The sequence below is a fragment of the Streptomyces sp. NPDC044571 genome, from assembly GCF_040647115.1.
Classification (GTDB): Bacteria; Actinomycetota; Actinomycetes; order Streptomycetales; family Streptomycetaceae; genus Streptomyces.
This window is the reverse complement of the sequence record NZ_JBEZBN010000118.1, coordinates 1-2100: the sequence shown is the minus strand read 5'-3', so window position 1 is coordinate 2100 and position 2100 is coordinate 1. Positions and strand designations below refer to the sequence as shown.

The window sequence follows — 2100 nt, the reverse complement described above, 5'->3', positions numbered from 1 at the left end:
AGAAGTGGCGTTTCCGGCGAATCGCTTCGCTGAGCGCTCGAGTCGGCTCTCGGAATGCACCACGTACCGTCCGATACCAGAACGAAACGCTCACTAAGACGTCGTTTCATTTGGTGAGGCGGCGGTGGCAGATGAGGACTGCGGCTATGCCGACGAAGGCGAGGAAGTGGTCGGCTTTGCGTTCGTAGCGGCGGTGGAGTCGGCGGCAGCCGGCGAGCCAGGACACGGTCCTCTCGACGACCCATCGGTGGCGTCCAAGCCGTTGTGAGGACTCGATGCCTCTTCGGGCGATGCGGTGTCGGATGCCGCGTTTGCGGAGCCATCGACGCAGGTGGTCGTAGTCGTAGCCCTTGTCGGCGTGCAGTTTCGCCGGCCGTCGCCTGCGGGGGCCACGGCGGGAACGGATGGGCGGGATCCCACACACGAGCGGTTCCAGGCCGAGGCTGTCGTGCATGTTGGCGCCCGAGATGCCCAGCGAGAGAGGCAGTCCGTTCCGGTCGGTAATCAGGTGAATCTTCGATCCCAATTTGCCGCGGTCGGTAGGATTCGGTCCCGTCAGTGGCCCCCTTTTGCCGCCCGCAGGCTGACCGAGTTGATCGCGCACCGCGACCAGTCCAGGTCACCGCGGGCGCCGAGTTCATCGAGGATGACGCGGTGGAGCCGGGCCCAGACACGAGCCCGGCTCCACTGGGCGAAACGCCGGTATACGGTCTGCCAGCTCGGGCCGAACACCGGCGGAAGCTGCCGCCACGTGCAGCCCGAGGTCGCCACGAAGACGATCGCGGCCAGGGCCTCGCGGTCACCGGCACGCCGTCGACCCCCACCTTGCGGGCGTATCACCTCTGTCGGCGGCACCACCCGCCGGAACAACACCCACAACTCGTCCGGCACCAACCGCTCAACCAGATCCGTCATACACGGTTCAACGAACGATCACGCCATAAGAAACGATGTCTAACGGTCGGCCCACCGCCCCCGGACGTGCCCTCAGACTCCGGCGAGGAAGGATCGGACGGCGGTGTGGACGCCCTCGGGGTCGCGCAGCTGGACAAAGTGGTCGGCGTCCAGGGCGGCGTACGTGGTGCGGGGGCGACGGGCGACCATCTCGGCGGCGTGCTCGGCGCTGAGGACCTGGCTGGAGGTTCCGTGCAGGAGGAGGGCGGGGCAGTCGACGGCGAGCCACTGCTCCCAGTGGTCGCCGTGGACGGCGTTCTCGGAGGTGACGGTGTCCTGCGGGTGGAAGGGCAGCCGCCAGCCTCCCTCGGACAGCGGACGCAGGGCGCCGCCGAGCATGGGGGCCGCCGGGCCCAGGGCGGCGAGGAGCTCCTCCCGGCTGTCGGCCGTGTAGGGGACGGACAGGACGAAGGCGAGCGGACTCACGTCCGCGCGGGGGAGGTCGGCGGGGGTGTCGAGGTTGATCAGGGCCTCCACGCGGTGGGGGAGCTCGGCCGCCAGGTGGCAGGCGTTGACGGCGCCGAGGGAGTGGCCTAGCACGGCGAACCGATCGAGGCCCAGGTGGTCGACGAGGGCGTGGAGGTCGGCGACGTAGCCGCCGCGGGTGTAGTCGGGGGCGCGGTCGGAGTCGCCGTGCCCGCGCTGGTCGGGGGCGATGACCCGCCGGCCGGGGCCGAGAGCGGCGGCCAGGGCAGTGAAGGAGGCTCCTTCGGAGAGGTGGCCGTGGAGAGCGAGCAACGGACGTCCGGTGCCGCCGTAGTCCAGGTAGGAGAGGGTGCGGCCGTCCAGGTCCAGGGCGGCGCGAACGGGCCGGGCGGTCCGCGTCGTGGTGGTTGCGGTTGCGGTGGTGGTCGTCATGGCGGGCTCCTCGTGGCGTGATGGGACGGCTCGTGGCCGCGGGGACTGCGACCAGAGCGGCTGCTTCCCCGGTGCCAGGACTATACGTACGTATATGACAGATGTTCAATACGCTTGTATGGATCCATGGAAGGGCATGCCGGTCGGGGGCGGCTGCAGCAAGCGGGCCGTGTGACAAGCCTGTGACAGTTCACGGACGGCGTCATGAACTCCCGAGGCCACTCTTTTGAGTAGGGACAAACCAGACATTCCGGTGAATGTCCCCCTGCTTCCGAGGGTGTGAGCAGA

The 2100-nt window shown here is 68.7% G+C and carries 2 protein-coding genes; both read right to left on the bottom strand.

Features of this window, described 5'->3' with window-relative positions:
- Positions 1-106 precede the first annotated feature (106 nt).
- Positions 107-915, bottom strand: a protein-coding gene (locus AB0B01_RS30610; protein WP_361726190.1) for an IS5 family transposase whose coding sequence is annotated in 2 segments (ribosomal slippage) — positions 107-565 and positions 568-915 — 807 coding nt in all. Because the reading frame shifts where the segments join, the coding sequence is not laid out codon by codon here.
- A 72-nt stretch (positions 916-987) separates the two neighbouring features.
- A complete protein-coding gene (locus AB0B01_RS30605; protein WP_361726187.1) occupies positions 988-1812 on the bottom strand; it encodes an alpha/beta hydrolase in 825 nt (274 codons plus the stop codon).
- Positions 1813-2100: the final 288 nt, after the last annotated feature.